Here is a 23,873-nt window from a genome sequence, read left to right on the forward strand (position 1 = left end):
CGACCCGGTCCGGAGCCTGACCTCCGGCGAACGAGGAGACGACGTGGCCGACCCCACCCCGCTGGTGCTGTACGGAGCGGCCTGGTGCCCGGACTGCCGGCGCAGCAAGGCGTTCCTGTCCGAGCAGCGCATCCCGTACCGGTACGTCGACCTCGAGGCCCACCCCGAGGAGGACGCGACCGTCGAGCGCTACAACGACGGCAAGCGGATCATCCCCACCATCGTCTTCCCCGACGGCAGTCACCTGGCCGAGCCGACCAACGAGGAACTCGCGGACAAGCTGGGGCTCAGCCGCGAGGCGGCGGCCAGCACGTACGACCTCGTCATCGCCGGCGGCGGGCCCGCCGGGCTCACCACCGCGATCTACGCGGCCCGGGAGAACCTGCGCACCCTGGTGCTGGACCGCTCCGCGCTGGGCGGGCAGGCGGGCGCCACCGACCGCCTGGACAACTACCCCGGCTTCCCCGACGGCATCGGCGGGGCCGAGCTCGCGGACCGGTTCGTCCGGCAGGCGCAGCGGTACGGCGTCGAGCTGCTCGCGGCGACGGGCGTCGACGCCCTGGAACCGCGTGACGGCTGCGTGTCGCTCCGCACCTCCACCGGGCAGCGCCTGTGCGCGGGCGCCGCTCTCGTCGCCACCGGGTCCACGTACCGGCGCACGGGCGCGGACGGCGAGGACGACCTCATCGGCGCAGGCATCCACTTCTGCGCGACCTGCGACGGGCCCTTCTACCGTGACGCGGACGAGCTGGTCGTCGTCGGGGGCGGCAACTCCGGCTTCGAGGAGGGGCTGTTCCTGACGCAGTTCGCCCGGCACGTGACGATCGTGGAGCAGCTGCCGGAGCCGCGGGCCTCCCGGCTGCTGCAGGAGAAGGTCGCGGACCACCCGCGGATGACGGTGCTCAGCGGGACCAGCGTCGCCCGGTTCGAGGCCGACGAGGCCGGCCGGCTGGACACCGTGGTCCTGCAGTCGCCCGACGGCGAGGAGACCCCGCACCCGGCCCGGGCGGCGTTCGTCTTCGTCGGCCTGGACCCCAACACCGGCTGGCTGCAGGGGCTCGTCGACCTCGACGCGCACGGCTTCGTCGTCACCGACCGGACCCTGCAGACCTCGGTCCGCGGCATCTTCGCCGCGGGCGACGTCCGCGCCGGGTCCACCAAGCAGCTGGCCGCCGCGGTCGGGGAGGGCGCCGCCGTGGCCCTCCAGATCCGCCACCACCTCGACGACCTGACCGGCTAGCCGGGAGCCCGCCCGAGCGGCGTGACGTACGCCTCTGACGACCACACCGGCGACGTCTAGCGTGAAAGACGACGGTCATGGATCGAGGTGGTCGTCATGTCACGCGGTCGGACCGGGTGGCGCCTGCTCACCCTCGCCCTCCTCGCAGCACTCGCACTTCCCGTCGGACCCCCCGCAGCCGCCCAGACGGTGGCGGGCTCGTCCATCAACGTCACGATCCCCGACGTCATCCACGCCCCGGTCTCCTGCAGCCGGTATCCCATCAGCGTCACGATGCACAACGGCGGTCCGTTCGGCCGCCTCGATGACGTCACCATGACCCTGCTGGACTCCCGGCTCACCGAGGTCGGCCGCGCCTTCACCTATGCCGCCACCGACGGCATCACCACGCTCACCGACGACCTGCAGGTGTGCGAGTTCCGCTACGAGTCCGCGGTGCCTCCGTTCACGCTCAAGGTCGACTACGACGCGTACCACTACAGCACGGCACCGGACGAGACCCTGCAGATCCCGTGGACGTTCGTCGTGTCGCCGACGCCGACGCCGACCCCAACGCCCAGCCCGAGTCCGAGCCCGGCGCCCACGGTGTCGCGGCAGCACGTCTACTTCCTCGGCCCGTACCTCACCCCGAGCCGATTCACCATCGGCACCCGGGTATCCGTGCAGTGCAAGCTGCGGTACGCGGGCAAGGGCGTCGCCGGGGAGCCGGTCAAGATCGTGTACGCCCCGAGCGGGGCCAGCAAGCAGGTCCGCACCCGGTGGACGCTGAGCTCCGGCTCGGTCAAGGTCACGTTCGTCCCGACCAAGTCCGGCCGGATCTACTGCCGCTACGCGGGTGACGCGCGGCACTATCCCGCGACGTCGTCGATCGTGCGCCTGTACCGGGTCTGACCGAGTAGTCCCGCCACGCGCACGTACTCCCGGACGGCGGGGCAGGAGGGGCCCCGCCGTTCGGATGCACCCCTCCACCGTTCGGATGATTCTGTCCCGCAACGGTTTCAGTCAGACCCCCGTCGGGGACGACGTGGATGCCAGGCCGCCGGGACCCCACCGGGGCCGCACCCTCAGGAGGCTTGCATGACCCGCATCCGCACCCGAGCCGCCGCCCTCGCCGTCGCCGCCGCGATCGCCGTCCCCGTGGCGCTGGCCGCACCCGCGCTGGCGGCTCCCGCGACCCCGCAGCAGACGTCGACAGCGGTCGCGGCCGCGGCCCAGCCGACCAGTGCCCAGCTGGCGTCCTGGGGCTTCACCAAGAAGCCCAACGTGACCGCCTGGGGCGGGACCGCGAAGATCAGCACCAACTCGGCGAAGCAGTACCAGGACGTCCTCCTGACCGGTACGGCGCCCTCCTTCGCCAAGCCGGGCCAGGTGCTCACTCTCAAGCGCTTCGTCCCCACCGACAACAAGGGCAGCGGCTACATGGTCAGCGTCGGCGCCCAGACCAAGGTGAACAAGGACGGCTCGTACACCCTGCACATGCAGCTCGGCCGGACCGGCTTGTACGGCTACACCGTCGGCTACAGCACCGGCGGCTCCTCGCCGGAGTGGGTCGGCGTCGAGTTCCAGCTCAGGACCACGTCGGTCTGACCGCACAGTCACGGGCCACCCCGGCCTCGCCAGGCCTTGTCGGCAGCATCGGCCGCGACCACGCCAAGCGGAGTGGTCGCGGCCGCTGCCCATCCCAGCGCCGACGGCCAGGAGCCACCCAGCAGGGTCGCCAGGAACGGGACCGCGAGGAACGCCACCAGGAGCACCAGGCTGGACGCCACGGCCACGAGGAGCAGCCTGTTGCGCAGGAGGGGGACGGCACCGGCCCAGTGACTCTCGCTGCGGCAGGCGAACGCGTTGCCCACCTGCCCCAGGACGACCGCCGCGAACGCCGTCCCGGAGGCCACCGCCAGCAGCGTGCCGCCGGGCGAGGCGCCCCATACCCACCCGCCGACCAGCAGCACCGCGGCGAAGGCCGCCATCTCCACCAGCGCCTCCGTCGGCCCGAGAACCCCGAACGCCCGTCGTAGGACCACCCGGTCGATCAGCCCACGCGGCGGCGGCGCACCCCTCATGACGCGACGACCCGGCGGCTCCGCGCCGAGGGCCAGCGCGGGGAACAGGTCGGTACCGATGTCCAGGCACAGGACCTGCAGGACCGTCAGCGCCAACGGGATCCGACCACCGCTCAGCGCCCACAGCGCGAACGGGGTGAGCTCGGCGACGTTGTCGGTGAGGTGATAGGTCAGGAACCGGCGCACGTTCGTGTACGTCGCCCGGCCCTGGGCGATCGCGGCCACGATGGTCGCGAAGTGGTCGTCCAGCAGCACCAGGTCCGCGGCCTCCCGTGCTACGTCGGTCCCCGACTCGCCCATGGCGACTCCGATGTCGGCGGCCTGTAGCGCGGGCCCGTCGTTCACCCCGTCACCGGTCATCGCGACGACATGCCCACGCGACTGCAGCGCGCGGGCGATGCGCAGCTTGTCCTCGGGTGCCACCCGGGCGATGACGACGTCGTCGCGGTCGATCAGCTCGGCCAGCGCCGCGTCATCCACGGGCAGGTCGGATCCCGTCACGACCAGCGGGTCGCCACCGACCAGCCCGGTCGCGCGGGCAACGGTCAGCGCGGTCGCCGGGTGGTCCCCCGTCACCATCGCCACCCGGATGCCGGCGTGCCGGCAGGCGGCCAGCGCGGGGGCGACGTCCTCGCGCGGCGGGTCCTCCAGGCCGACCAGGCCGAGCAGGGTGAGGCCCGACTCGGCCTCCTCCGCCGTCGCCGGCCGGGACCCCTCACCGTCCAGGGGTCGCCCGGCCACCGCCAGCACGCGCAGCCCCTCCGCCGACAGGGCGTGGACCGCCTCGTCCGCGCCGGGCACCGGGGCGCAGCGGGGCAGGACGGAGTCCGGCGCACCCTTCACATGGACGGCTCCTGCGTGCAGCGCCGACATCCGCCGGCGGCGCGGGTCGAACGGGAACCGATCCTGCGCGCGAACCGGGTGCGTGGACGCAGGAGCGCCCAGCCGCAGCGCCAGCACGTGCAGAGCCACCTCCATCGGGTCTCCCTGCGGCACGAACCGACCCTCGCGGCGCACCAGCCGACCGGTCGAGCAGGCCACCGCCGACGTGGCCACCGCGCAGGCGGCGCACACCGCGTCGGCGCCCCCCTCGACCCGCGCGAGGGGCGCGTACCGGTCGCCGAGGACCCGCACCGACCCGACCGGGGTCCACACTGCGACCACCGACATCACGTTGGTCGTCAGCGTGCCGGTCTTGTCGGTGCAGATGTACGTCGTGGAGCCGAGCGTCTCCACCGACTCCAGGTGTCGGACCAGCGCCCGCCGCTGGGAGAGCCGTTGCGCACCGAGGGCCAACGAGAGCGTGACCGTCGGGAGCAGACCCTCCGGGACCAGCGCGACGGTGACCCCGATGGCCAGCAGGAAGCCGTCGTGGGCCGGCGCCCCGAGCGCCAGCGCGACCACGAAGAACACCGCCCCGACGGAGACCGCCACCACGCTGATGACGCGGACGACCTGGTGCAGGCGACGGGCCAGCGGGGTCGGCGGCCGCGGGGACCGGCGCGTCAGCGCGGCGATCTCGGCCAGGCGGGTCCGGGCGCCGGTGGCGACCACCTGGCCCTCGGCCTCTCCGTCGACGACGAACGTGCCCGCGAACGCGCTCTCCCCGACCGACGGCCGGACCGGGCGGCTCTCGCCGGTGAGCATGGACTGGTCGATCTCCAGCGAGCTGGTCACGGTCAGCACCAGGTCGGCGCAGACCCGGTCCCCGGGGAACAGCAGCACGTCGTCGCCGACGACCAGCCCGGCGGCGTCGAGGTGCAGTCGGTGCCCGTCGCGGCGGACCACGACCCGGGTCGGCAGCAGGTCGCGCAGCCGCTGGGTGGAGCGGTCCGCGCGCCACTCCTCGGCGAACGAGAACAGTCCGTTGAGCAGGATCACCACCACGATCGCGACCGCGAGGGCGGGCATCCCCGCGATCAGCGCCAGCACCGCCGCCACCCACAGCATCACGGCGAACAGGTGCGTGACCTGCCGCAGCAGCTGCAGGGGCACCGGCGTCGGCCGGGAGGCCGGCAACTCGTTCGGTCCGTCCCGGGCCAGCCGAGCGGCGGCCTCGCGAGAGGTCAGGCCGGGACCCCCGGGCACCGGGGTGGCCATACCGCCAGCGTCCGCCGGCGCTCCCCGGTGCCGTCAGGGCCGGACGGCCCGCAGACCCTCCGTTGTGGTGCCGGTTGCGTGCGCTGTGGCTCACGAAAGCGGCACCACAGGGGGGTGGCGGGGAGCGGCTAGCGGCGGGCGCCCAGCAGGTGCTCCACGGCGAGCTGGTTGAGCCGGACGAAGCCGTAGCCCTCGGCCCCCACCGCGTCGGGGTCGAACTCCTCGAACGCCGACCGGTCGGCCAGCAGGTCCTCGTACGTCTCCCCCTCGGCCAGCGTCGACTGGGCCAGCTCGGCCACCCGCGCGGCCGCGAGCGCCTCCTGCACCTCGGGGTCGGCGCGGAACGCCTTCGCCCGCTCCTTCAGCAGCAGGTAGGTGCGCATGTTGGCCTCGGCGGACTGCCACACCCCGGACATGTCCTCGGTGCGCGCGGGCTTGTAGTCGAAGTGCCGCGGGCCGTCGTACGCGGGTGCGCCGCCGGGGCCGTTCTCCAGCAGGTCCACCAGGAAGAACGCGTTGAGCAGGTCGCCGTGCCCGAACACCAGGTCCTGGTCGAACTTGGCGCCGCGCTGGCCGTTGAGGTCGATGTGGAAGAGCTTGCCGTGCCACAGCGCCTGCGCGACGCCGTGGACGAAGTTCAGCCCGGCCATCTGCTCGTGCCCGACCTCCGGGTTGAGCCCGACCATGTCGGAGTGCTCCAGGCTGGAGATGAACGCCAGCCCGTGCCCGACGGTCGGCAGCAGGATGTCGCCGCGCGGCTCGTTGGGCTTGGGCTCCAGGGCGAACCGGATCCCGTAGCCCCGGTCGAGCGTGTACTGCGCGAGGGTGTCGATCGCCTCGCGGTAGCGGTCCAGCGCGGCCCGTACGTCCTTGGCGGCGTCGGACTCCGACCCCTCGCGGCCGCCCCAGAAGACGTACGTCGACGCACCCAGCTCAGCGGCGAGGTCGAGGTTGCGCATCACCTTGCGGATCGCATACCGGCGGACCGAGCGGTCGTTGGAGGTGAAGCCGCCGTCCTTGAACACCGGGTGGGTGAACAGGTTGGTGGTCACCATCGGCACGACCAGGCCGGTCTCGTCCAGCGCCTCGCGGAACCGCTTGATGTGCGCCTCGCGCACGCCGTTCTCCGCCCCGAACGGGATGAGGTCGTCGTCGTGGAACGTCACGCCGTACGCCCCGCGCTCGGCGAGCCGGTGCACGCTCTCCACCGGGTCCAGCGCGGGCCGGGTCGCGTCGCCGAACGGGTCGCGGGCCTGCCAGCCGACCGTCCACAGGCCGAAGGTGAACTTGTCGTCGCGCGTCGGCTGGACCGACATGGGGTGCCTCCCGGGGAACGGATCTTTGTTTAGCCATTGAACATACCCCCGACGTGTGGCAGGGTCAACGGTCGTGGAGCACCGACCTCCCCACCTGCGTCCGGTACCCGAGCCGGTCCGGCAGTCCGGGCTGCGCGACCACAACCTGGCCGTGGTGCTGCGGCGGGTCGCGGAGGCGCAGGAGCCGGTGTCCCGCGCGGACCTCGCCGTCGAGACCGGCCTGACCCGGGCCACCGTGTCCAGCCTCGTCGACACCCTGGTGGAGGGCGGGCTGCTGACCGAGCTCGAGCCGCGCAGCGGCCCGCAGGGCGGGCGTCCCGCGGCCGGACTGGTGCTGTCGGACCGCCGCGCGGCGGGCATCGGCATGGAGATCAACGTCGACTACGTCGCCGTGGCGGTGCGCGACCTGGCCGGCCGGGTGCGCTACCGGACCGTCGCCCGCGGGGACCAGCGCAGCCGCACCACGTCGCGGGCGGTGCAGGCCCTCACCGGGCACGCGGTCGACGCCCTCGACGCCGCGGCCGAGCAGGGCCTCACCGTCGCGGGCCTGTCGGTCGCCGTGCCCGGCGTGGTCGACGTCGCCGACGGCGTCCTCCGGCTGGCCCCCAACCTCGGCTGGCGCGACGTCGAGGTGCGCGACCTGCTGCGGCGGGACCCCCGGCTGGAGGCGCTGGAGATCAGCGTCGACAACGAGGCGAACCTGGCCGCCCTCGGCGAGCTCGACACCAACCCCGAGTGCCCCGGCAGCTTCATCCTGGTGTCCGGGGAGATCGGCGTCGGCGCCGGCATCGTGGTGAACCGCCAGCTCTTCCGTGGCACCCGCGGGTGGGGCGGGGAGATCGGCCACGTGGCGGTGGACCCGCTGGGCGCGCCCTGCCGGTGCGGGTCGCGCGGCTGCCTGGAGACGGTGGCCGGGCAGGAGGCGCTGCTGCGCGGTGCGGGCCTGACGGCGCGTGCCTCGTCCGCGCTCAGCGGCGACGACAGCGTGCGGCAGCTCGTGGACGCCGCCCGCACCGGCGACCGACGGACCCTGCTCACCCTGGAGGACGCCGGGCGGGCGCTGGGGATGGCCATGGCCGCCGCGGTGAACCTGCTCGACGTCGAGGCCGTGGTCCTCGGCGGGATCTTCGCCCCCCTGGCGACCTGGATGCGGCCCGGGGTCGAGGCGGAGGTGAGCCGGCGGGTGCTGGTGGACGCCTGGTCGCCGGTGCGGGTGCTGGTCTCGCGGGCGGGCACGGACGCGGCCGTCCTCGGCGGCGCCCGGTCGGCCCTCGACCCGGTGCTGGCCGACCCGGCCGGCTGGCTGCGCCGGGTGGGCGCCACCGCGTGACCCCGCGCCGGCGCCTCGCCCCGTCGGGGAACCGGAGGCGCCCCACCCCGACCGCGCCTAGGGTCGGGCCATGACGCTCGCCGTCCTGGACCTGCGGCTGGCCGACGACGACCTGCGCGCGGCGGTGGCGGCCGCCGGGTGGGCCCGCGACGCCGGCATCACTACCGTGCCGCCGGACGACCCCGCGGCGGTCGACGCCGCGGTCGTGCTGCTCGTGACCGACGGGCCCCTGGACCCGCAGGTGACGGCCGACCTCGACACCGCCCGACGCGACCGGCCGCTGCTGCTGGTCGGGCCGACCCTCGCCGCCCAGCGCGGCGACCCGCTGGCGGAGGCGGCCGGAGTCCGGGCCGGCGGGACCACCCCGAAGCACGAGGTGCGGGTGCGACCGCAGGGGGCGCTGCGGGCGCGGGGAGCCGTCAGCGAGGAGTGGACGGACCGGGTGACGTCGGTGGAGTCGGTCGACGACGACGTCGACGTGCACGCGACCGCGAACCTGTCCTTCGCCGACCACCCCGTGCTGACCTACCGACCGTCGACCGGCATCGGCACCGCCACCCTCGGGGCCGCGCCGGACGCGTGGCGCGGGCGGGACCTGGTCCGGCTGCTGCACCGCTGGCTGCACGTCGTCGCCGACGTACGGAGACCGGAGCCGGTCGGGGTCGGCATGGTCGGGTACGGCGCGATCGGGGCGGAGCATGCGCGGGCCGTCGCGGAGGTCCCCGGGCTGACCCTCGCGGCCGTCGCCGACCGCGACCCGCAACGGCTGGAGGCCGCGCTCGCCCTCACCCCGGGCGTCCGTACGACCACCGACGCCGACGCGGTACTCGCCGACCCGGACGTGGGTCTCGTCATCGTGTCCACCCCTCCCAACAGCCACGCGGCGTGGGCCCACCGGGTGCTCGACACGGGCCGGCACGTGGTCCTGGAGAAGCCGATGGCGCTCACCGCCGAGGACTGCGACGCGGTGCTCGCCCACGCCGCCGAGGTCGACCGGGTCGCGCTGGTCTACCAGAACCGCCGGTTCGACCCCGACTTCCGAGTGCTGCAGCGGCTGGCCGCTGACGGCGACCTCGGCGAGGTGTTCCACCTCGAGGCGTTCGTCGGCGGGTACGGACACCCGTGCAACTACTGGCACAGCGACGCCGGCGTGTCCGGCGGCGCCCTGTTCGACTGGGGCTCGCACGTGGTGGACCAGGTCCTCGCGCTGCTGCCGCAGCCGGTGGAGCACGTGACCGGGGCCCACCACAAGCGGGTCTGGCACGACGTCACCAACGCCGACCACGCCCGGCTGACGATCCGGTTCGCCGACGGCACCGAGGCGGAGTTCGTCTACTCCGACCTCGCCGCCGCGCTGAAGCCCCGGTGGTACGTGCTCGGCACCCGCGGCGCCGTCGTCGGCGACTGGCGGCAGGAGCGGGTCGTCGCCCGGTCCCCGATCGGGACGCTGGCGGAGGACGTGCTCGCACCGGCGGACTCCCCGGCCCGGATGTCCCTGCACCACCCGGACGGGTCCGTCACCGAGCTGGCCGAGCCGCCCGCGCCGGAGCACGCGTTCCACCACGACCTCGCCGACCACCTGCTCGAAGGGATGCCCATGCGCGTCACACCCCAGCAGTCCCGCCGCGTCGTGGCCGTGCTGCAGGCCGCCGAGAAGTCCGCCCAGCAGGGCGGCCAGCCGGTACGGCCGTCATGAGCGTCCGGTGGGGGTTCATCGGCGCCGGCTGGATCGCCCGCGTCGCGCTCGCGCCGGCCCTGCACAGCGCCGACGGCGCGGTCCTGCAGGCCGTCGCCGCCCGCGACCCGCTGCGCGCGGCCGGCCTCGGTCCGGTGGGCGCCGTGTACGACGACTACGCCGCCCTCGTGGCCGACCCGTCGGTCGAGGCGGTCTACATCTCACTCAGCAACGAGGCGCACAAGCCGTGGGTCCTCGCGGCGCTGGCCGCCGGCAAGCACGTGCTGTGCGAGAAGCCGCTCGGCCTCGACGCCGAGGAGGTCGTCGCGATGGAGGCGGCGGCGCGTGACGCCGACCGGCTGCTGGTCGAGGCCACCTGGTCCCGGTGGCACCCGCGCACCCGTCGGGCCGCGGCCCTGCTGCGCGCCGGGGTCGTCGGCGAGGTGCACGCGATCGACAGCGGCTTCGTGTTCGAGGGCGTGGACGACTTCAACTACCGGCTCGAGCCGGAGCGCGGCGGCGGGGCGCTGTACGACCTCGGCCCGTACTCCGTGGGCGCCCCGCTGTGGGCGGTGCCCGACGAGGACCCCCAGGTCGTCCGCGCCGAGGCCACCCGCGGTCCCAGCGGCGTCGACCTCGCCATGGACGCGACCCTCGTCGTCGGCGGGGCCACCGCCCGGACCCGGTCGTCGTTCGTCGAGGCGGACCGGCAGTGGCTGCGGATCGAGGCCGACCGTGGCGGCCTGGAGTTCTCCGACCCGGTGTTCACCGACCGGTGGTCCCGCTCGACCCTGACGGTGACCAGCCCCGACGGTGAGCGGGTGGAGGAGTTCCCGCCGGTGGACCCGTACCAGGTGATGCTCGAGCACGTGAGCCGTCGCGTCCGCGGGGACCGGACCGCGTGGGTGCTGCCGCTGGAGGAGTCGCTCCGGGTCGCGCGTGCCCTGGACGCGGTCTTCGCCGCGGCCGGGATGCGCTGAGGCGCCTGCGATGTGCCGCCTGTTCGGGCTGACCGCCGGACCGGCTCGGGTGTCCGCGGCGTTCTGGCTGCTGGACGCGCCGGACAGCCTGGACGCCGAGAGCCGGCGCAACCCCGACGGCGCCGGGATCGGATGGTTCGACGGGGACGGGCGACCAGAGGTGGAGAAGCATCCGGACCCGGCGTACGACGACCCGGCCTTCACCCGCACCGCGCGCACGGCGACCTCGCGGACGTTCGTGGCGCACGTGCGGCTGGCCACCACCGGCGCCCACACCGTCGACAACACCCACCCGTTCCTCGCCGAGGGCCGGCTGATGGCCCACAACGGCGGCTTCGGCGACCTCGACGCGATCGACGCCGAGCTGGGCGACTACCGGCGGCTGGTCCACGGCGACACCGACTCCGAGCGGTTCCTCGCGCTGGTCACGAAGCGGACGGACGAGCACGACGGCGACGTCTCCGCCGGGATCACCGCGGCGGCCGGGTGGATCGCGGCGAACCTGCCGATGTACTCGCTGAACCTGGTGCTGATCGAGGACGGCGAGCTGTGGGCGCTGCGCTACCCCGACCAGCGCGCCCTCCACGTCCTGGCGCGGTCGCCCCGGCCCGGCGGGGCCGTCGACGGCTGGGAGGCCAGCGGGTCCCGCCTGCGGGTGCGCGCCACCGCCGTGACGCCCACGGTGGTCGTGGCCTCCGAGCGGCTCGACGACGACCCGGGGTGGCGGATGCTCGATCCGGGTGAACTGCTGCACGTGCGGCCCGACCTCACCGTCGACAGCCAGGTCGCGCTGCCGGACCCGCCGGCCCACCTGCACCTGCTCGACGAGAAGGACCCCAACATCGACACCTGATCCGCGCCGGCCGCGGTGGGGGCACGATGACCCCATGACGATGCAGCAGCACTCCCGGTACGTCGACCTGGTCGCGGTGCAGCCCCGGGTCCGGATGGAGGAGTACGCCTCGGAACGGGCGTACGCCGACCACCACCGGGCACTCGCGGACCGGGCGGCGGACCTGGTCGCGCAGGCCGGGCCGGACCCGGACGGCGCGACCCCGGCGGTGCTGGCGGTCTGGCCGGAGATGGTGGGAACGTTCCTGGTGCTGCAGGGCCGCGCGGACGCCGTCCGGGGCGCCACGACCACCGACCAGGCGCTGACCCGGGTGGCGCTGCGGATGCTGCCGCGGCTGCTGGCGACGATGGCGTCGCACCGCACGCTGTCGACGACGCGGGCCTTCCTGACCGCGGCCGCGCCGGAGGCCTGGGGCGCGCACCACCGCACGTTCGCGGCGATCGCCCGCGACCGCGGCTGGTGGGTGGTGGCGGGGAGCCTGCTGGTGCCGCGCAACGCGCTGGGCGAGGCGTCGGCGCAGTTCCGCGCGCTGGGCGGCCCGGAGGGCGCGAAGGTCTACAACACCGCGTTCACGTTCGACCCGTCCGGCCGGTGCGTGCTGTCGACCCGCAAGGTCAACCTGGTGCCGACGCAGGAGGACGTGCTGGACCTGTCCCCTGGGGACCCGGCGGACCTGGTGGTGCTGGACACCGAGGTGGGGCGGCTGGGCACGCTGATCTGCTACGACGGCTTCCGCGAGCCGCACACCTCCGGGGAGCCGGAGTGGGAGGCCTGCGTACCCCGGCTGGACCGCCTGGGGGCCACGGTCCTGGCGCAGCCGAGCGCGAACGCGTGGCTGTGGGACGCCCCGTGGGCGTTCAACGACGAGAGCATCGGCGAGCGGCAGCTGCGGAAGGAGCAGTGGTTCACCGAGGGGCTGTTCAGCTCGATGGCGGCGCTGACGTCGATCCGCTACGCGGTGAACCCGCAGCTGGTCGGCGACGTGCTGGACAACCACTTCGAGGCCCCGTCGCTGATCCTGGGCCGCTCCGCGTCCGGCGAGGCCGAGGTGCTGGCGCAGTCCGACGACCCGTACGGCGAGGACGTCCTGCACGCCCGCGTCCCGCTCGCCGCGGACTGACCGCGCGCCGCGGGCTGATCGCGCCCCGCGGGCTGATCGCGCGCCGCGCCAGCCTCGTACGCCCCTCCCGCCCCCGCCGGTGGAACCTTGCGCCAGCAATCTGGCGCCTGGGCCTGGCCAGACGTTCCACCAGTGGGGGTGGGACTCGGGCTATGCGGCGAGGAAGGTGGCCAGGACCGCGAGGTCGGGGTCGGCCAGCGGGTCCACCCCGACCGCGCTCACCAGCCGGGTCACGGTGCCGTCCGGCTCCGCCTCGACCCAGCCGGCCCGGTGCTCCAGCCCCAGGTGCGGCACCCCCGGCAGCAGCAGCACCCCGGACGCGGCGCCGAGCACCTCCGGGGTGGACGGCACGGTCTCCGACGGCGGGTGCAGGACCAGCAGCGCCGGCGGCTGGTGGTCGGCGAACTCCCCGGGCCGCGGCGCGCCCTGCCCGAGGACCGGTCCGGCGCAGGTGACCAGGCCCACGGTGTCGGGCTGCGGGTCCTCGGGGAGGTCCTCCACCGCGGTGAAGACGGCGGTGGTGGCGAGCATGCCCGGCCAGGCGGCCACCCGGACGGCGACCGCGAGCAGCTGGGTCCACTCCCGGGTCGACTCCGGCCACCGGCCGGAGAGCACGAAGCCGGCGAGCGACCGGTCCCTCCGGTGGTACGGCGCGACGTGGATGGGGCTCACGCGTCGCAGGGTGCGGCAGGAGGCTCCTGGCACACAAGCACCCTCGAGTGCCAGCCGGGTCGTGTCGGGGTCCAGGTCAGGGGCCGCGGGCGCTGACCTGCTGCCCGTCGCCCCCGCCGGAGCCGCCCCCGTCCTCGCCCGGAGCGGGCGTCGGGTCGGCCTCGTCGAGGTCGGCGAAGACGGCGTCCACCCGCGTGGGCAGGTCGAACAGGGCGGGCGCCGGCAGCGCGGCCCGCAGCATCGGCTCCGCGGCGGCGAACGTGTCGTTGACGGCCTGCTGCGGCCGGACGAACTCGGCCGGGTCGTCCGTGGCCGCGGACAGGTAGTCCTGCCACGCCATGTTGTGCGCCAGGTACGCGGTCCGGGCATCCCGGATCGCGGTGTGCCACGGCAGCACGAACACGGACGACACCGCGTCGCCCGCGGAGGTCACCGCCGAGTCCCCCTGCGCCGCCACGCCGGACAGGTCCTCCAGCAGCTGCTGCCGCTCGTCCTCGGCGAGCGGCTCGGTGCGCTGGGTCAGGGGGTCCAGCTCGGCCGCGACGGCCGCCTGGGTGTCGCCCATGGCCGCCTCGGACCGCTCCACCGCGGCCAGCAGCGCGCGCATCTCCAGGTTGCGGGCCGCCCAGTCGGCGACGACCAGGGCGAGCGCCCCGAACACCACCACGCCCACCACCGCGCCCACGACCCACGGCCAGCGCCGGGGGGGCCGCGGCGGCCCGACCGGCCCCGCGTCCATCACCTCGTACGACCAGGACACCGGGTCATCCTCCCCCAGGCCGGACTACGGTGGCACCCGTGGTGGAGGAGCGGACCCCGTGCGGGCTCGACCGCGGGGGCTACCAGGACCAGGTCGCCCGGCTGCTGGACCAGTACGCCGAGCTCGCCCCGGGCGAGCCGGTCCGGCTGGCCAAGGCCACGTCGAACCTGTTCCGCCCGCGGGCGCGCACGTCCAGTCCCGGGCTGGACGTGGCGGCGTTCGACGGCGTGCTGGAGGTCGACGAGTCGGCCCGCACGGCCGACGTGCTCGGGATGACCACGTACGAGCACCTGGTGGACGCCACGCTGCCGCACGGGCTTGCCCCCATGTGCGTGCCGCAGCTGCGCACGATCACCCTCGGGGGCGCGGTCACCGGCCTGGGCATCGAGAGCACGAGCTTCCGCAACGGGCTGCCGCACGAGTCCGTCCTGGAGATGGACGTGCTCACCGGGGACGGCCGGGTGCTCACCATCAGCCGGGCGGACGACGACCCCCACCGGGACCTGTTCTTCGGGTTCCCCAACTCGTACGGGACCCTCGGCTACGCGCTGCGGCTGCGGATCGAGCTGGAGCCGGTGGCCCCGTACGTGCACCTGCGGCACGTCCGGTTCGACACCGCGACCGAGCTGGCGGAGGCGGCCGCCCGGATCACCGCCGAGCGCAGCTGGCGCGGTCAGCGCGTGGACTTCCTCGACGGCACCGTGTTCTCACCCGAGGAGCAGTACCTCACCCTCGGCGAGAAGGTCGCGGCACCGACCGCCGCCAACCCGCTGGCGTCCAACTACACCGGCATGGGGGTCTACTACCGGTCGATCCAGCGGCGCCGGGAGGACCTGCTCACCATCCACGACTACCTGTGGCGCTGGGACACCGACTGGTTCTGGTGCTCGCGCGCCTTCGGGGTCCAGCGCCCGGAGGTCCGGCTGCTGTGGCCGAAGTCCCGGCTGCGCAGCGACGTCTACTGGAAGCTGGTCGCCCTGGACCGACGCTGGCGGCTGTCCGCACGCGCCGACCGGCTGCGCGGCCGCCCGGCGCGCGAGCCGGTGGTGCAGGACATCGAGGTGCCGGTGGACCGGCTGCCGGAGTTCCTGGACTTCTTCCACCGCGAGGTGGGCATCGAGCCGGTCTGGGTGTGCCCGCTGCGCCAGCGCGACCCCGCCGCGCGGTGGCCGCTGTACCAGCTGGACCCGTCGACCACGTACGTCAACGTGGGGTTCTGGTCCACGGTGCCGCTTCCGCCCGGGGTGGACCCGGAGGAGGGACGGGTCAACCGTCGGATCGAGCGCGTGGTGGCCGACCTGGGAGGCCGCAAGTCGCTGTACTCCACCGCGTTCTACGATCGCGACGAGTTCTGGGCCACCTACGGGGGCGGGGTCTACGACGGGTTGAAGAAGGCGTACGACCCGGACGGGCGGCTGCTGGGGCTGTACGAGAAGTGCGTGGAGCAACGATGACGGGGACGACCACGACGCCGGGAGGTCGCTGGTGAGACTGGCCGAGGCATTCACGATGGTGGTGGGCAACGACCGTGGCCTGGGGTTCCGGGCCTATGACGGCTCCAGCGCCGGTCCGGTCGACGCCGAGGTGTGGCTGGAGGTGCGCAACCCGCGCGCGGTGCAGTACTTCGCCGCCTCTCCCAACCAGCTGGGGCTGATGCGGGCCTATGTGACGGGCGACCTGGAGATCCATGGCGACGTCCACACCGCCCTGAGCCGGATGTGGCCGTTCAGCGCCACGCTCACGCTGCGGGAGAAGCTCGCGCTCGCCCGGGAGTTCGCGCCGTACGCGCTCGCCCGTCCCACCCCGCCGCCGCAGGAGGCGCGGATGTCGGGTCGCCGGCACTCCAAGCGCCGCGACGCCGACGCGATCGAGCACCACTACGACGTGAGCAACCGGTTCTACCGCTTCGTGCTGGGCCCGTCGATGGCGTACACCTGCGCGGTGTTCCCCACCGAGGACACGTCGCTGGAGCAGGCGCAGGAGGAGAAGTTCGACCTGGTCTGCCAGAAGCTCGGGCTGCAGCCGGGCATGCGGCTGCTGGATGTGGGCTGCGGCTGGGGCGGCATGGTCCTGCACGCGGTGAAGAACTACGGCGTCACCGCGCTGGGGGTGACGCTGTCCGGCCAGCAGGCCGCGTGGGGCCAGCGCGCCATCGCCGACGCGGGGCTGGAGGACCGGGCCCAGATCCGGCACTCCGACTACCGCGACGTGGCGGAGGGCGGCTTCGACGCGGTGTCGTCGATCGGCCTCACCGAGCACATCGGGCGGGCCAACTACCCGTCGTACTTCTCGTTCCTGCTGGCGAGGCTGCGGCCCGAGGGCCGCCTGCTCAACCACACCATCACCCGGCCGGACAACCAGCAGCCCACGCACTACGCGAAGTCGTTCGTGCAGCGGTACGTCTTCCCCGACGGCGAGCTGTCCGGGCCGGGTCACATCCAGTCGGTCATGAACGATGCCGGCTTCGAGATCCGCCACCAGGAGAACCTGCGGGAGCACTACGCGCTCACCCTCAAGCACTGGTGCGAGAACCTGGAGGAGCACTGGGACGAGGCGGTCGAGGAGGCGGGTCTCGGCATCTCGCGGGTGTGGCGGCTGTACATGGCGGCGTCGCGGCTGGGGTTCGACACCGACAACATCCAGCTGCACCAGACGCTGGGCGTGAAGCTCGGTCCGGGTGGACGCTCCGGCATGCCGCTGCGGGCGGGCTGGCAGTACCCCACCCCGCAGTCGGTGCGCCTGGGCCTGGCCGACCCCGTCGGGTCCGGCGTCGGCTCGACCGCCCCGCACTGAGCGGCCACGGTCCGGCCGAACGGGGGGATGCCCCCCGGGGTATGTATCCCGCACGACGGGACACGGATCGCGTGAACCCGTTGCGCGCCAAGAAATTCCCAGCGAATGACCAAGGTCCCGTGTGAACGGGGTCACACCGCAGTAGCGTGCGCGCCACGGGCGCAGGACCAGGTGCCCTGCGCGCGTCACGCCGCAGGACACCCGGCCTGCGCCGTGTGCGTCCGACGGAGGTGACCCGTGACCCTGGCCCCCGACCTGCCCGCTGCCGGTGCGCCGACCGACGACGAGCTCGCCGCCCTGCTGCGCGACCCCGAGATCCGCCAGTCGCTGGCCGTCATCGCCGCCAACGCGCCCACGCTGGCGGTGCTGGCGTCGATGGGCTCGGCGCTGCTGCAGCGCTCCCCGGAGATCGTCGACAACGTCAACGGCATCGTGCGCGACCTGCGGACCCAGGTGGAGGGCCCCGAGGGCGCCGGCGGGCGGCAGATCGCCCAGGCGATCTCCAGCCTGGCCGACCTGGCCCCGGTGGCCCCGGCGCTGGCGGCCCGCAAGGAGACGATCACCGGGTTCCTCGACTCCCCGATCCTGCAGCCGGAGATCGTCGAGATCGTCGGCCACCTCGGCGAGGCGGCCCTGGCCGCCGACCAGGCCACCCGCGGCCGCCAGGTCAGCCCCGGCGGGGTGTTCGCCCTGGTCAAGCGGATCAAGGACCCCGAGGTCCAGGAGACCCTGGCCTTCCTGCTGGAGTTCGCCACCGTCTTCGGCCGCCGCCAGCGGTCGTCGTCCGCCACGCCCCCGGCATCGGCCCGGTAGCAGCCCTCCCATGCACGAGCTCTCCGTCGCGCACGCCGTCGTCTCGACGGTCGTGGACGCCCTGCCGGCCGAGCCGGTCCGGGTGCGCGAGGTGCACGTGCGCATCGGTGCGCTGTCCGGGGTCGTCCCGCAGGCGCTGCAGTTCGCGTACGAGGTGGCGGCGCTGGACACCCCGCTGCAGGACGCGGTGCTGCGGATCGAGCAGGTGCCGGTGAGCGTGCACTGCCCGGCCTGCGACGAGGACCGCGAGCTGCCCGCGACGACGCTGTTCCGTTGCCCGTCGTGCGGCACGCCCACCGGCGACGTGCGGCACGGCGAGGAGCTGGAGGTGGCCAGGATCGTCTACGACGAGGCGCCCGTCCCGGCCGCGGGAGGTGCCCCGTGAGCACGCCCCGGGTCGTGGAGCTGAGGCGCGGCATCCTGGAGAAGAACGACCTGCTCGCCGCGCAGCTGCGGGCCTCCTTCGCCGCCGCCGGCGTCCGGGTCTCCAACTGGGTGTCCAGCCCAGGCACCGGCAAGACGGCGCTGCTGGAGACGCTGCTCGCCCGGGCCACCGAGCGGGGCGTCAGCGCCGCCGCCCTGGTCGGCGACTGCGCCACGGACAACGACGCGCGGCGGCTGGCCCGCTCCGGCGCCCCCGTGCGCCAGATCGTCACCGAGGGCATGTGCCACCTCGAGGCCGAGATGCTGGCGGAGCACCTCGACGCCTTCGACCTCGACGCGCTCGACCTGCTGGTCATCGAGAACGTCGGGAACCTGGTGTGCCCCAGCGGTTTCGACCTTGGCGAGGACACCCGACTGGCGCTCCTCAGCGTGACCGAGGGCGAGGACAAGCCGGTGAAGTACCCGCAGCTGTTCCACTCCTCCGACGCGCTGGTCATCACCAAGACCGACCTGGCCGATGCTGTCGGCTGGGACCGGGACGCCGCCTACGCCGCGCTCGCCGCGGTGAACCCGGACGCTCCGGTGATCGAGACGTCGGCCCGTACGGGCGCCGGTGTCGACGCCGTGCTCGACCTGCTCCTGCTCACCCCCTCGCCGGAGGCGACCGCCGCCGGCTCGATCCCATCCCGGGAGGCACCGTGACGTCCGTGCTGTGGTTCCAGGGCGGCGCCTGCAGCGGCAACACCATGTCGTTCGTGAACGCCGCCGAGCCGAGCGTGGTCGACCTCATCGTCGACTTCGGCCTGGAGATCGTCTACCACCCGACGCTGTCGATGGAGATCGGCAAGACGGCGCAGGACCTGTTCTGGCAGTACGCGAAGGGCGAGAAGGAGATCGACATCTTCGTGTACGAGGGCACGGTCATGGAGGGACCGGAGGGCTCCGGCCGCTACGACATTTTCGCCGGCCGGCCGATGAAGGACTGGGTCGACGACATCGCCCCCAAGGCGGGCATCGTCGTGGCCATCGGCGACTGCGCCACCTGGGGCGGCCTGCCCGCGGTGCCGCCGAACCCGACGACCAGCCGCGGCCTGCAGTTCGACCGGGGCGGCAAGAGGGGCGGCTACCTCGGCCCCGACTTCGTGTCCAAGCTCGGCCTGCCGGTCATCAACATCCCCGGCTGCCCGGCGCACCCGGACTGGATCAGCCAGATCATCGTCGCGCTCGCGGCCGGCCGGGCGAAGGACCTCGCACTGGACGAGCTGCAGCGCCCGAGCACGTTCTTCACCACCTTCACCCAGAGCGGCTGCACCCGGGTGCAGTTCTTCGCCTACAAGCAGGACCCGCCCAGCTTCGGCCAGGGCATGCGCACCGGCTGCCTGTTCTACGAGTTCGGCTGCCGCGGCCCGATGACGCACTCCCCCTGCAACCGGATCCTGTGGAACCGGCAGTCCTCCAAGACCCGGGCCGGCATGCCCTGCACCGGCTGCACCGAGCCCGGCTACCCGCACGGGGACCTCGAGCTCGGCACCGTGTTCAAGACCCAGAAGGTGGCCGGGGTCATCCCGAAGGACGAGCCGGCCGGCATGGACGCCGCCTCGTACATGGCGCTCGCCGGCGTCGCCCGGGCCGTCGCGCCGCAGTGGTCCAAGGAAGACATGTTCGTCGTCTGACGTCCCCGAGCGAACCCAGGAGAGCCCAGCATGACCACGATGGACCTCAACGTCTCCCCGCTCGGACAGGTCGAGGGCGACCTCGACGTCAGGGTGACGGTGACCGACGGCGTCGTCACGGACGCCTGGACCGAGGCCGCGATGTTCCGCGGCTTCGAGATCATCCTGCGCGGCAAGGACCCGCAGGCCGGCCTGATCATGACGCCGCGCATCTGCGGCATCTGCGGCGGCAGCCACCTCTACAAGGCCTGCTACGCGCTCGACACGGCCTGGGGCACGCACGTGCCCCCGAACGCCACCCGGGTGCGCAACATCGGCCAGATCACCGAGACGCTGCAGAGCATCCCGCGCTGGTTCTACGCGATCATGGGCCCGGACCTGACTGCGGCGCAGTACGCCAACGCGCCGTCGTACGAGGAGGCCGCGCGCCGGTTCGCCCCGTACGTCGGAGCGTCGTACCAGAAGGGCGTCACGCTGTCCGCGCTGCCGGTGGAGATCTACGCCATCTTCGGCGGGCAGTGGCCGCACTCCTCGTTCATGATCCCCGGCGGCGTGATGTGCGCCCCGACCCTGTCCGACGTCACCCGGTCGCTGGCGATCCTGGACCACTGGAAGAACGAGTGGCTCGAGGGCCAGTGGCTCGGCTGCTCCGTGGACCGCTGGATGGAGAACAAGACCTGGGCCGACGTCGAGGCCTGGATGGACGAGAACGAGTCGCAGCACAACAGCGACTGCGCGTTCTTCCTGCGCTGGGCCAAGGAGATCGGCCTGGACACCTACGGCCAGGGCTACGGCAACTTCCTGGCGACCGGCACGTTCCTCGACCCGGAGCTGTACCAGGACCCGACGATCGAGGGGCGCAACGCGGCGCTGAAGTCCCGTTCCGGCATCTACGCCGACGGCGAGTACTTCGACTTCGACCAGGCCCGGGTGACCGAGGACATCACCCACTCGTTCTACCGGGGCACCGGATCGCGGCATCCGTTCGACGGCGTGACGGACCCGATCGACCCGGAGGAGGGCCGCAAGCAGGGCAAGTACACCTGGGCCAAGTCGCCGCGGTACGAGGTGCCCGGCAAGGGGTTCGTGCCGCTCGAGGTGGGGCCGCTGGCGCGGCAGATGATGGCGGCGCGTCCGGACGCGGCCGCGCACCAGGACTTCGACCCGCTGATCAAGAACGTCATCGACCAGCTCGGCCCGAGCGTCATGACCCGGGTGCTGGCGCGGGTGCACGAGGCGCCGAAGTACTACAAGCAGTGCCGGCAGTGGCTGAACGAGCTGGACCTGCACGAGGACTTCTACGCCAAGCCGGCCGAGCCGTCGTCCGGCAAGGGGTTCGGGTCCACCGAGGCCGCCCGCGGCGCGCTGTCGGACTGGATCGTCATCGAGAACGGCAAGATCGCCAACTACCAGGTCATCACGCCGACCGCATGGAACATCGGGCCGCGTGACGGCAACGACGTGGTGGGCCCGATGGAGAAGTGCTTCATCGGCGCGCCGGTGGAGAACCCGGACTTCCCGGTCGAGCTGGCGCAGGTCGCCCACTCGTTCGACTCGTGCCTGGTCTGCACCGTGCACGCGTACGACGGGAAGACCGGGCGGGAGATCGCGAAGTTCCGGATGGGCGGCGGCTGATTGGCCGACGCCGACCCGACCGAGACCGCAGCGACCTTCGGTCCCCCCGCCACCGACACCCTCGTCGTCGGCTGCGGCAACCTGATCCGCGGCGACGACGCGGCGGGGCCCGTGCTCGTCCGGCTGCTCGCCGAGCGCGGCGTCCCCGCCGGGGTCCGGCTGGTGGACGGGGGGACCGCCGGCATGGACGTGGCCTTCGCCATGCGCGGCGCCCGGCGGGTGATCGTCGTCGACGCGTCGCGGATCGGCGTGGAGCCAGGCACCGTGCACCGGGTCCCCGGCGAGGAGCTGATGGACTTGCAGCCGCCGCAGGGCAACCTGCACCGGTTCCGCTGGGACCAGGCGCTGGGATTCGCCCAGTGGCTGCTGAAGGACGACTACCCCGACGACGTCACGGTCTGGCTGATCGAGGGCGCGTCGTTCGACGCCGGCGCCCCGCTGAGCCCCGCGGTCGACGCCGCGGTGACCGACGTGGCCGACCGGATCGCTGCGGACCTGGCGCATGAGCGGACCGGCTGAGCCGCAGCTACCGGACCCGGAGCTGCCGGATCCGGCCGGCCGGCCTCCCGGGCGCGAGCACCCGCACGGGTGGCCCGTCGTCCAGGAGGCCTGGGCCGCGGACGCCTCCGTCGTCCCGGAGTCCGGCCGGTGGGTCGTCTACCTCGACGTGGTGCTCGAGTCCGGTGCGGTGCGGCGGCGCGTGGGGGACTATCCCGACGAGCGGCGGGCCCAGACCGCGGCCAGGATCATCGAACGCAACGCGCGCCGGCACATCCCTGCGGCAGGCTTCCGGGAGGCGCCGGACGACCGCCGACCGGACCAGCCCACGGACGGGAGCCCATGACGACCACGCAGCCAGAGCCGGCCGTGCCCGGGCCGGCCCTGCCCGGACCCCGGCCGCAGCCGCTGGGCGTGCTGCCCTGGCCCGCCGGGATGCTCGTCCTGGCCACGGCACCCGCCGACGCGGTCGCGGCCCTGACGGCGGGCGGCGAGCCGGACCCCTGGCCGGACTCGCTGGCCTACGTGCGGGCCGCCCTCGACGGCGACGCGGAGCGGGCCGCCTCCCTCGTCCCCGGCGACGACGCGGTCGCGACGTACAACCGCGCCGTCCTGGTGGGCGGCGACGCGGTGTGGGACGGCCTCGCCGTCGGGACCGACGGCGAGCTGCGCGCACTGGTCGACACCGCTCGGTTCAGCCTCGGGCTGGTGGACGAGCCGCCGGGGGTGGCCGGGTGCGCCGGGGAGGTCGCCGCCGTGGTGCGGTCCGCCCGGGCCTCGGCCGCACTCGAGCGCGGCGACGTGGCCGCCGCGGTCCTCGAGCTCGCCCGGGCCGGACAGGACGCGACGGCGGGCGGGTCGCCGCTGCTGGCGGCGTCGCTGCGGGCGACCCGGGCGGACCTGCTGCGGGAGCGGCTCGACGACCCGCGGGCGGCGGCGCAGGAGGCCGACGCCGCGCTGCGCGCGCTGCCGGCCGGTGCCCCCGACGAGCTGCGGGCCGAGCTGCTGGTGACGCGCGCGCTGGCCCGCCAGCAGGCGGCCGGGACCGACCGGGGGGCCCTGCTCGCGGTGGTCGGGGACCTCACCGGGGCGCTGAAGACCTACCGTGAGGACACCCACCCCGAGCAGTTCGCCGCGTGCAATCAGCAGCTGGCGCTGGCCTACCTGGTGATGCCGATGAGCGACCAGGGCGACCGGATCCGGCTCGGTGTCGCGGTGACGTCGCTGCGCGCGGCGCTGCGGGTCTTCACCCCGCAGACGCACCCCGCCGCCTGGGCCAGCACCCAGCTCAACCTGGCCAACGCGCTGCAGTACCTGCCCAGCGTCCACCAGGAGCAGAACCTCGACGAGGCGGTGCAGCTGTACGAGGAGTTGCTGCAGTTCCGCGACCCCGACCGCGACCCGGTGGGCGTCGCCCGGATCCTGGCCAACCAGGGCAACGCGCTGGGGCACCTCGGCGCCCTCGACTCCGCCCAGCAGCGGCTGGAACGGGCCCGCGGGCTGTTCGCCGCCGCCGGGGACGGCGAGGGGGTCGCGGGCGTCGACGACATCCTCGCCTCGGTGGCCGAGGCCCGGGCCCGTCGCGATCAGGAGGACGGCTGATGGAGCCGTTCCTCCGCCAGCAGTTCGACCTGCTCCTGCAGGAGGCCGCCGGCGCCTTTGTGGAGCGGGCGGTGCACCGCTGCGGTGGCCCGCAGCCGGCGCTGGACGCGCTGCGGGCCGACCCGGAGTCCGAGGGCGTGTGGCTCGCCGACTTCGTCGACGCGTTCTTCGAGGAGCACCTGCTGGACAACCCGGCGGGCGCGGCGTTCGTCCTGCAGGCGCTGGAGCGCCGCACGCTGCCGCCGGACGCCGGCGGCTCCGTGGCCGAGGTACTGGACCGGTTGGCCCGCACCGCGTTCGGCGACGTGCTGACGGCGCAGGCGGGGCAGCTGCTGCAACGACAGCTGGCGTTCGGCGGGTAGAGGA

Annotated in this window: 23 protein-coding genes; 19 read left to right on the forward strand and 4 right to left on the reverse strand. The window is 73.8% G+C overall.

Going from position 1 to position 23,873, the window contains the following annotated elements; all coding sequences use genetic code 11:
- Window positions 1-43: 43 nt before the first annotated feature.
- From R2737_06410 to R2737_06420, 3 genes are all read left to right on the forward strand, one after another.
- Window positions 44-1,240: an FAD-dependent oxidoreductase gene (locus R2737_06410; protein ID MEZ5115882.1), complete on the forward strand. Its 1,197-nt coding sequence runs from the start codon at window positions 44-46 to the stop codon at window positions 1,238-1,240.
- 96 nt (window positions 1,241-1,336) lie between these two features.
- Window positions 1,337-2,131 carry a hypothetical protein gene (locus R2737_06415; GenBank protein MEZ5115883.1) on the forward strand — a complete coding sequence of 265 codons (795 nt, stop codon included), beginning with the start codon at window positions 1,337-1,339 and terminating at the stop codon, window positions 2,129-2,131.
- A gap of 186 nt (window positions 2,132-2,317) precedes the next feature.
- The gene (locus R2737_06420; GenBank protein MEZ5115884.1) at window positions 2,318-2,827 is read left to right on the forward strand and encodes a hypothetical protein; all 510 of its coding nucleotides are present in this window, start codon (window positions 2,318-2,320) and stop codon (window positions 2,825-2,827) included.
- Window positions 2,828-2,835: 8 nt separating this feature from the next.
- Here R2737_06420 and R2737_06425 read toward each other — a convergent pair whose 3' ends face one another.
- Entirely contained in the window at window positions 2,836-5,403 is a 2,568-nt protein-coding gene (locus tag R2737_06425; protein ID MEZ5115885.1) for a cation-transporting P-type ATPase, read from the reverse strand.
- Window positions 5,404-5,531: 128 nt separating this feature from the next.
- On the reverse strand, window positions 5,532-6,719 hold the full coding sequence (gene xylA, locus R2737_06430) for a xylose isomerase (protein MEZ5115886.1): 1,188 nt from the start codon (window positions 6,717-6,719) through the stop codon (window positions 5,532-5,534).
- A 73-nt stretch (window positions 6,720-6,792) separates the two neighbouring features.
- On the opposite strand from xylA, the gene R2737_06435 reads away from it, so the two are divergent.
- The 5 genes from R2737_06435 (at window position 6,793) to R2737_06455 (ending at window position 12,677) form a co-directional block, all read left to right on the forward strand.
- Window positions 6,793-8,049, forward strand: a complete 1,257-nt coding sequence (locus tag R2737_06435; protein MEZ5115887.1) for an ROK family transcriptional regulator — start codon at window positions 6,793-6,795, stop codon at window positions 8,047-8,049.
- Window positions 8,050-8,119: 70 nt separating this feature from the next.
- Window positions 8,120-9,745: a Gfo/Idh/MocA family oxidoreductase gene (locus tag R2737_06440; protein ID MEZ5115888.1), complete on the forward strand. Its 1,626-nt coding sequence runs from the start codon at window positions 8,120-8,122 to the stop codon at window positions 9,743-9,745.
- Window positions 9,742-10,704: a Gfo/Idh/MocA family oxidoreductase gene (locus R2737_06445; protein ID MEZ5115889.1), complete on the forward strand. Its 963-nt coding sequence runs from the start codon at window positions 9,742-9,744 to the stop codon at window positions 10,702-10,704. Before R2737_06440 ends, R2737_06445 begins: the two co-directional genes overlap by 4 nt.
- A gap of 10 nt (window positions 10,705-10,714) precedes the next feature.
- A complete protein-coding gene (locus tag R2737_06450) occupies window positions 10,715-11,557 on the forward strand; it encodes a class II glutamine amidotransferase (protein MEZ5115890.1) in 843 nt (280 codons plus the stop codon).
- Window positions 11,558-11,591: 34 nt separating this feature from the next.
- Entirely contained in the window at window positions 11,592-12,677 is a 1,086-nt protein-coding gene (locus tag R2737_06455) for a carbon-nitrogen hydrolase family protein (protein ID MEZ5115891.1), read from the forward strand.
- Window positions 12,678-12,827: 150 nt separating this feature from the next.
- Here the strand turns inward: R2737_06455 and R2737_06460 are convergent, their stop codons facing one another.
- Both R2737_06460 and R2737_06465 read right to left on the reverse strand, forming a co-directional pair.
- The gene (locus tag R2737_06460; protein MEZ5115892.1) at window positions 12,828-13,349 is read right to left on the reverse strand and encodes a peptidase; all 522 of its coding nucleotides are present in this window, start codon (window positions 13,347-13,349) and stop codon (window positions 12,828-12,830) included.
- Window positions 13,350-13,425: 76 nt separating this feature from the next.
- Entirely contained in the window at window positions 13,426-14,109 is a 684-nt protein-coding gene (locus R2737_06465) for a hypothetical protein (protein MEZ5115893.1), read from the reverse strand.
- Between the two features lie 38 nt (window positions 14,110-14,147).
- Between R2737_06465 and R2737_06470 the strand changes: the two genes are divergently transcribed.
- The 11 genes from R2737_06470 to R2737_06520 all read left to right on the forward strand — a co-directional run bounded on the left by R2737_06470 (window position 14,148) and on the right by R2737_06520 (window position 23,869).
- Window positions 14,148-15,563: an FAD-binding oxidoreductase gene (locus R2737_06470; protein ID MEZ5115894.1), complete on the forward strand. Its 1,416-nt coding sequence runs from the start codon at window positions 14,148-14,150 to the stop codon at window positions 15,561-15,563.
- Between the two features lie 31 nt (window positions 15,564-15,594).
- Window positions 15,595-16,902: a class I SAM-dependent methyltransferase gene (locus R2737_06475; GenBank protein ID MEZ5115895.1), complete on the forward strand. Its 1,308-nt coding sequence runs from the start codon at window positions 15,595-15,597 to the stop codon at window positions 16,900-16,902.
- 237 nt (window positions 16,903-17,139) lie between these two features.
- A complete protein-coding gene (locus R2737_06480; GenBank protein MEZ5115896.1) occupies window positions 17,140-17,715 on the forward strand; it encodes a DUF1641 domain-containing protein in 576 nt (191 codons plus the stop codon).
- 10 nt (window positions 17,716-17,725) lie between these two features.
- Window positions 17,726-18,100: a hydrogenase maturation nickel metallochaperone HypA gene (locus tag R2737_06485; GenBank protein MEZ5115897.1), complete on the forward strand. Its 375-nt coding sequence runs from the start codon at window positions 17,726-17,728 to the stop codon at window positions 18,098-18,100.
- On the forward strand, window positions 18,097-18,801 hold the full coding sequence (gene hypB / locus R2737_06490) for a hydrogenase nickel incorporation protein HypB (GenBank protein ID MEZ5115898.1): 705 nt from the start codon (window positions 18,097-18,099) through the stop codon (window positions 18,799-18,801). The genes R2737_06485 and hypB overlap by 4 nt, the downstream gene beginning before the upstream one ends.
- On the forward strand, window positions 18,798-19,772 hold the full coding sequence (locus R2737_06495) for a hypothetical protein (GenBank protein MEZ5115899.1): 975 nt from the start codon (window positions 18,798-18,800) through the stop codon (window positions 19,770-19,772). The genes hypB and R2737_06495 overlap by 4 nt, the downstream gene beginning before the upstream one ends.
- A gap of 30 nt (window positions 19,773-19,802) precedes the next feature.
- Entirely contained in the window at window positions 19,803-21,407 is a 1,605-nt protein-coding gene (locus R2737_06500; protein ID MEZ5115900.1) for a nickel-dependent hydrogenase large subunit, read from the forward strand.
- Complete coding sequence (locus tag R2737_06505; GenBank protein ID MEZ5115901.1) at window positions 21,408-21,926, forward strand: hydrogenase maturation protease; 519 nt, start codon at window positions 21,408-21,410, stop codon at window positions 21,924-21,926.
- Window positions 21,910-22,251, forward strand: a complete 342-nt coding sequence (locus R2737_06510; protein MEZ5115902.1) for a hypothetical protein — start codon at window positions 21,910-21,912, stop codon at window positions 22,249-22,251. The genes R2737_06505 and R2737_06510 overlap by 17 nt, the downstream gene beginning before the upstream one ends.
- The gene (locus R2737_06515; GenBank protein ID MEZ5115903.1) at window positions 22,248-23,507 is read left to right on the forward strand and encodes a hypothetical protein; all 1,260 of its coding nucleotides are present in this window, start codon (window positions 22,248-22,250) and stop codon (window positions 23,505-23,507) included. Before R2737_06510 ends, R2737_06515 begins: the two co-directional genes overlap by 4 nt.
- Window positions 23,507-23,869, forward strand: coding sequence for a hypothetical protein (locus R2737_06520; protein ID MEZ5115904.1), 363 nt, complete (start codon window positions 23,507-23,509; stop codon window positions 23,867-23,869). Before R2737_06515 ends, R2737_06520 begins: the two co-directional genes overlap by 1 nt.
- The last annotated feature ends 4 nt before the right edge of the window (window positions 23,870-23,873 follow it).

The organism is Candidatus Nanopelagicales bacterium (assembly GCA_041393815.1).
In the GTDB taxonomy this organism is placed as follows: domain Bacteria; phylum Actinomycetota; class Actinomycetes; order S36-B12; family JAWKJK01; genus JAWKJK01.